This is a genomic window from Nocardia aobensis NBRC 100429, from assembly GCF_000308375.1.
GTDB lineage: Bacteria > Actinomycetota > Actinomycetes > Mycobacteriales > Mycobacteriaceae > Nocardia > Nocardia aobensis.
Window position 1 is genome coordinate 1 of the sequence record NZ_BAFQ01000168.1, and the last position, 6,378, is coordinate 6,378.

7 protein-coding genes are annotated in these 6,378 nt (G+C 69.0%); 4 read left to right on the plus strand and 3 right to left on the minus strand.

Going from position 1 to position 6,378, the window contains the following annotated elements:
• Positions 1–11 precede the first annotated feature (11 nt).
• Genes RJ03_RS22330 through RJ03_RS22340 form a run of 3 tightly spaced genes read left to right on the plus strand, consistent with a single transcriptional unit; the run spans position 12 to position 1,878 of the window.
• The gene (locus tag RJ03_RS22330) at positions 12–812 is read left to right on the plus strand and encodes a family 1 encapsulin nanocompartment shell protein (RefSeq protein WP_036505546.1); all 801 of its coding nucleotides are present in this window, start codon (positions 12–14) and stop codon (positions 810–812) included.
• Positions 813–844: 32 nt separating this feature from the next.
• Positions 845–1,435: a hypothetical protein gene (locus RJ03_RS22335; protein WP_232329504.1), complete on the plus strand. Its 591-nt coding sequence runs from the start codon at positions 845–847 to the stop codon at positions 1,433–1,435.
• Between the two features lie 44 nt (positions 1,436–1,479).
• Positions 1,480–1,878, plus strand: a complete 399-nt coding sequence (locus RJ03_RS22340) for an NUDIX hydrolase (protein WP_036505547.1) — start codon at positions 1,480–1,482, stop codon at positions 1,876–1,878.
• A 37-nt stretch (positions 1,879–1,915) separates the two neighbouring features.
• Here RJ03_RS22340 and RJ03_RS22345 read toward each other — a convergent pair whose 3' ends face one another.
• Positions 1,916–3,661 (minus strand): MFS transporter, encoded by a 1,746-nt coding sequence (locus RJ03_RS22345; RefSeq protein ID WP_083871262.1) that lies wholly within the window; start codon positions 3,659–3,661, stop codon positions 1,916–1,918.
• A gap of 139 nt (positions 3,662–3,800) precedes the next feature.
• Complete coding sequence (locus tag RJ03_RS22350; RefSeq protein ID WP_036505548.1) at positions 3,801–4,283, minus strand: MarR family winged helix-turn-helix transcriptional regulator; 483 nt, start codon at positions 4,281–4,283, stop codon at positions 3,801–3,803.
• A 104-nt stretch (positions 4,284–4,387) separates the two neighbouring features.
• On the opposite strand from RJ03_RS22350, the gene RJ03_RS22355 reads away from it, so the two are divergent.
• Positions 4,388–5,503 (plus strand): GDSL-type esterase/lipase family protein, encoded by a 1,116-nt coding sequence (locus RJ03_RS22355; RefSeq protein ID WP_036505549.1) that lies wholly within the window; start codon positions 4,388–4,390, stop codon positions 5,501–5,503.
• Here RJ03_RS22355 and RJ03_RS22360 read toward each other — a convergent pair.
• A partial coding sequence (locus RJ03_RS22360) for a GlxA family transcriptional regulator (RefSeq protein ID WP_083871263.1) occupies positions 5,466–6,378 on the minus strand: 913 nt, incomplete at its 5' end. The two genes, RJ03_RS22355 and RJ03_RS22360, sit on opposite strands and share 38 nt — an antisense overlap.

A 6,378-nucleotide genomic window follows, 5' to 3' on the forward strand; every position in this document is an offset into this window, starting at 1 on the left:
GGGATTCCGCAATGAACAATCTGCACCGTGAACTCGCGCCGATCACCTCCGAGGCGTGGTCGGCCATCGAGGAGGAGGCGACGCGTACCTTCCGGCGTCATATCGCCGGTCGCCGGGTGGTGGACCTGTCCGGTCCGCACGGCACCGACTACTCCGCGGTCGGATTGGGACGCACCACCGTCATCGACGCGCCGGATCAGGGCGTGCAGGCCCGCCAGCGCCTGGTGGCGCCGCTGGTCGAGTTGCGGGTGCCGTTCACGCTCTCGCGCGAGGAGCTCGACAACGTCGAGCGCGGCGCCGAGGACGCCGATCTGGATCCGGTGAAGGATGCCGCCCGCAAGATCGCGTTCGCCGAGGACCGCGCCGTCTTCGAGGGCTACCCCGCCGCCGGGATCACCGGCATCCGGGCGGCCGTGTCGAACACTCCCGTCACCGCGCCGAGCGATCCGCGCCTCATCCCCGAGGCGATCGCCCAGGCACTGAGCAAGTTGCGGCTGGCCGGTGTCGACGGGCCGTATTCGGTGCTGCTGAGCGCCGATCTGTACACCGCCGTGAGCGAGACCTCCGACCACGGCCACCCGATCCGCACACATATCGAGCGGCTTATTCCCGAGGGCGAGATCATCTGGGCGCCCGCCATCGACGGCGCCTTCGTGTTGACCACCCGCGGCGGCGACTTCGATCTGCAACTGGGGCAGGATCTGTCGATCGGCTACCTGTCCCACGACGCGGAGAGCGTGCAGCTGTACTTCCAGGAAAGCCTGACCTTCCTGGTCTACACCGCCGAGGCCGCGGTCCCGCTGCGCGGCTGAGCACGGCGCGAACGATCTTTCGAGGTGACACCGTGAGCGACGACGTCCCGCCGGTTTCCGGACCCGATACCTCCCGCCGGTCCCGCGGGCCGATGCGTGCGGTGCGGGCCGGTGTCGTCACCGGCCGCCGCACCCTCACCTACAGTGCGCTCGCCGTGCTGTCGGTACTGGTGATCTGCGGTGCCGTGGTGGTCCTGTTCGGAGTGAACCGGATCTTCACCGGGTTGCTGGCCGGGGCGGTGGCGGGTATCGCGCTGCTGGTGGCGCTGTTCGGTCGCGATGTCGTCGTTCTGACCGACCGCGCGATCTATCGGCGCACCCCGTGGGGCGAATCGCGGCTGGAGTGGGACCGCGTGGTGGCGGGCCGGTTCGCCCTCGACGAGCGGGCCCGCTGGTCGCTCGCGCTGGATCTGACCGGTGGCGACGAACCGCACGACGAGCTGGTCCTGCTCAGCATTCCGCCGGTGCGGCATCCGGTGTCCAACGCCTACGAACACCGCAAGCGCGAACAGGTCGCCGAGATTCGCCGGATCCTGCGCGAGCAGCGGATACCGGTCACCCTGCTGCCAGAGATCGCCTCGGCCTTGCACGAACACTGGAAGCTCGCACCGGCCGCCCAGTGAGCTCCGCGCCCGCCCGTAACGACCGTATCGTGAAGGCTCCCTCCATGATTCGCACCGCCGCGCTCGCCCACATCCGGAATCGTCGTCTGCTGCAGACACGGTCGACCGGCAAAGAGGTGTTCTACATGGCGGGCGGGAAGATCGACCCCGGCGAATCAGCGGTGCAGGCGTTGTACCGCGAGGTGCGGGAGGAACTGGGAGTCGACGTGACGGCCCACGACGAGCTCGGTGTCTTCGAATGTGAGGCGTACGGGCACACGCCGGGCACCGCGCTGCACATGACCTGTTTCACCGCGGATCTCACCGGCGAACCGACGCCGACGAGCGAGATCGCCGAACTGCGCTACTTCACCGTCGGCGAGTACGCGGCCATGCCGCATGTCGCGCCCGGCTCGATGCTGGTCTTCCGGCGCCTGCACGAACTCGACCTGATCGACTGGTGACGGCGACGGGTGATCCCGTGCGCTGACCGCGGGATCGCTACGTCGTCTCGCCGCGTTCGACCGGCGCGGCGCCCTCGCCATCGACGGTCGGACGCGTCTCCTCCGGCCGCTCGAGGTCTCGGTCGCGGGCCACCGCACCGGGCGGTTCGCCAACGATCCGCTCGGCCTCGAGCTGTTCGGCGTCGGACGGAATGCGCGTGGCCACCACGAACGCCAGAAGCAGCACCACCGCAACGCCGAGCAGGGCCACGCGAGTCGCGTCGGCGAATCCGTTGGCCAGCGCGTCGGTGACCGCGGCCGGTGCGTGCTGGGCACGCAGTCCGACGATCGCGCCGCCCGCCGAATCGCGGGTGGCCGCCCCCACGGCGCCGGCCGCGCGGGTGGCCAGGCCCGGGACGTAACTCAACCGGTCGGGCAGGAAGTGGCCGAGACCGATCGAGAGGGTACTGCCGAGAACCGCCACACCCAGCGCGGCACCGGCGGGCCGGGCCGCGGCCGCGGTGATCGATCCCGGATCCGATGCCATGGCGCCCGCGCCGGTGCGCATACTCGCCGTGAGCGGGGCGGCGGCCAGCCCGAGACCGACTCCGTAGCAGGCCAGTAGCACGGTCGGCACCCACGCCGAAATCGTCGAGGTCAACGCCAGCGCGGTCACCGCCATGGCGAGCAACGCGATCGCCAGGCCGATCCGCACCAGCCACAGCGGAGGCACCGCTCGCAGTGGTCCGGCGGTCAGCACCGCCGCGATGAGCGCGCATCCGGTCAGCACCACGAGGATCGAACCCGTTCGCAGCGTGGACAATCCGAGACAGTTCACCAGGTACAGCGGCAGCACGAAGAGCAGTCCGAACTGTGCCGCCGCGATCAGCAGGGCGGCGCCGTCACCCCAGTGCCGCGGATCGCGCAGCTGCGAGAAGTCCATCAGCGCGGCATGTTCCACCTTCACCCGATGTCGCTCCCAGAAGACGAACAGCACCAGCAGCAGTACCCCCACGCCGAGTACGAACGGTATGGGCGAGCTCGCCGATTGGGTCGACCAGGTCACGCCGAATACGGTGAACTCCCGCCGCGGCCGCAGCCAGCCGTAGCGCTGCCCCTCGATGAGGGCGAAGATCACCAGCGCGAACCCGGCGGTACTGAGCAGCCATCCGTCCACATCCGGTCCGGTGGCCGCGGCGCCGATGCGGGTTTCGGGCACGAGCACGGTCCCGATCAGTACGACCACCGCGATCGGCACGTTGATCAGGAAGATCCACGGCCAGGTGAAGGAGTCGACGAACCACCCGCCGAGTGCCGCGCCCACGACCGCCGCGGCGGCCGGGGCCACCACCCACGCGGTGAAGGCGATCACGCGGGCCCGGCCGTGGAACATCGCGGCTACCGTGCCCAAGGATCCCGCCACGACCGCCGCACCGCCGATGCCCTGCACGAGCCGTCCCCAGATGAGCGGGCTCGCCGTATCCGCGGAGGCGGACAACAGGCTGCCACCGACGAAGATCAGCACTCCGAGCGCGAAGAGGGCGCGGCGGCCGAAGCGGTCGCCGATCCGGCCGGCGGTGATCAGCAGGACCGCGAGCACCACCGAGTACACGCAGAAAACCCACTGGGCCTGGGTGAAGTCGAGTCCCAGATCACCGATGATCGCCGGCAGTGAGACACCGACTACGGTGCCGTCCAGCGTCACCATCGCAAGTCCCAGCGCGAGGACCGCGAGGGCGTACCACCGTCTGGCACCGGTGGGTGGCGAACCGAGCTCAGCGTCTGTTCGAACGTGATCAGCCATGCGCCGCTCCCGTCGTCGACCGATGTCGCTGGGAAGTAACTCGTATCGGTCGAGTCTACGAGCCGAACCGGGCGAATCTCGGCAATAGGGACCGGGCGATACCGGACCGTGCGGTGAACGCGAGCGTTCGGCTACCGGATCAGTCGGAGAGCCGGCCCGCCTCGGGGAAGGTGGCGTCGCGGATGATCCGGAGACCGCTGATCAGCGCCTCGCACTGCTCCGGGGTGAGCTGACCGTAGAACCAGGTGTCGAGGATCTTCAGATATTCCGGCAGCACCTTCGCCAGGCGCGTCGCACCGGCGGCGGTGAGGGCGGCATAGGAGCTGCGCCGATCGTTCGGATCGGATTGGCGGCGGGCGAATCCGTTGCGTTCGAGCCGATCCACCAGGCGGGTGACACCGCTGGTCGACAGCTGGGCCTGATCGGCCAGATCGGTCATTCGGAGCCGGCGGCCGGGCGAGCGGCTCAGACGCATGAGCGCCGTGAAGTCCAGGACCGACAGCCCGTGCGCCGACCAGGTCGGTTCGAGTTTGCGGCGGATGCCGCTCGTCGCCTCGAACAGCATGCCGATGTCGGAGAGGCGCGGGTCGTCGAAGACGTCGGCGTCGTGCGTGTGCTCCATGCGGTCAGCCTAACGCACAGTTGTTGTGCGGATAGTTGACATGAGGAATATCTTCCATATTATTGCTGCGAGGATATTCCTCACAGCAACTAAATGGAGATGTCATGACCAGCACCTGGCTCGCCGGATTCCGCTCCGCGATCATCAGCCCCTACGAGCAGTTCCAGTTGACCGAACCCCGGGGGTTCACCGATCGGACCGTGCGCCAGGTGCTGCACATGGCCGGCGGCGGGCGGCAGCTTCGGGTGCGATTGAGCAATCGGTACGGGCGCGACGTGCTGGAGATCGGCGCCGCCCGAATCGCCTTGCGCAAGACCGGGTTCGCGGCTGTCGCCGAGACCGACACCGTGCTGCGTTTCGACGGAGCGGACCGGGTGCGCATTCCGGCAGGTGGCGAAATAGTCAGCGACGCCGTCGATCTCGCGGTGGACGGCGGCGACGATCTCCTGCTGAGCCTGTATCTGCCCGGGCCGACCGGACTCGCGACCTTCTCCCATCAGCCGATGGAGATCGCCGCCGTGGTCGCCGGTGATCACACCGCCGATCCGGACCTGTCGGAGGTCGAGGAGATCGCCTCGCGCTTCTTCGTGACGGGGGTCGACGTACTGGCCGACGCGGACACCCCCGTGGTGGTGGCGTTCGGGGATTCCTGGTTCGACGGCGCCGGCACCACGGTCGGCGCGAATCGACGCTCGGTGGACGCCCTGAATTCGCTGCTGAACCGCGGCTGGGTGGTCAATCAGGGCATCGGTGGCAACCAGTTGCTCACCGACGAGGTCGGCGAACACGCCCTGGCCCGGTTCGACCGCGATGTGCTCGCGGTGCCGGGCGTCACCCACGTGGTGGTCAATCTCGGTATCAACGATCTCGGGCTGGGCGAGGTGGCCGCGGCCGACGATCTGATCGCCGGCTACACCGAACTCGCCGCACGGTCACACGCCGCCGGACTGCCCGCCTACGCCAATACGATCGGACCCTTCGCCGGGGTGATCTATCCGGAGGTGAATGTGGATCCCGCACTGCCGGTGCGCGACGTCGTCAACGAATGGCTGCGGACCACAACCGTTTTCGACGCCGTGTTCGATGTGGCGGCCGCCGTGGCGGATCCGGGGCGGCCCGATTTCATCCGCCCGGATCTCGACAGCGGCGACGGACTACACCTCAACGACGAGGGCGCCCGCATCATGGCGGAGACGATGCGGATTCCTGGGCTGCGCTGACGGCCGGCTCTGCCGCGACGGTGCCGAGGACGGCCTCGGCGTACTGCCGGCGATAGGCCTCGGGCGTGGTGGCGAGGCGGCGGACGAAGGCGCGGTGCAGGGTCTCGCCGTGGCGGTAACCGACCACGCGGGCAATGGCGGTGACGGTGAGTTCGGAGGACTCCAGGAGCCGGCGAGCCGCTTCCAGGCGCAGCTCCGCGACGAAAGCGGCTGGAGTACCTCCGGTTTCGGCGCGGAAGGCGCGGGCGAAATGGCGTTCACTCATACCCACGCGCCGAGCCAATGCGGACACCGCCAGATCGTCGCCGAGGTGATCGGGCAGCCAGTGCTGGACGGCGCGGATCGCGGGCGTACGAGCCGGCTGCGTACGCAGCTGGGCGCTGAATTGCGTCTGCCCGCCGGAGCGCCGGGCGAAGACGACGAAGGCGCGGGCGACCTGTTGGGCCATTTCGCGGCCGTGGTCGTCCTCTACGAGAGCAAGCGCGAGATCGATGCCGGCGGAGACGCCCGCCGAGGTCCAGCGGTTGCGGTCGTGCACGTAGATACGGTCGGGCTCGACGACGACGCGAGGGTACGAGCGGGCCAGGAGATCGGCCGAACCCCAGTGGGTCGTGGCTCGGTAGCCGTCGAGCAGGCCCGCGGCGGCCAACAGCAACGCGCCGGAACACACCGAGGTGATGCGACGGGATCTGCGTGCGAGAGCGGGTAATTCGCGGACCACCTCCGCGGACACCGGTCCCGAGACCAGGCCGCCGACGACCATCAGCGTGTCGATCTCGGCGGCGGAGGAGGCCAGATCGTGCAGCGATGTTCCGACCCCGATGGTCAGACCGCCGTCGGCCTCGATCGACCGGCCGTGCGGCGAGGCCGTGACG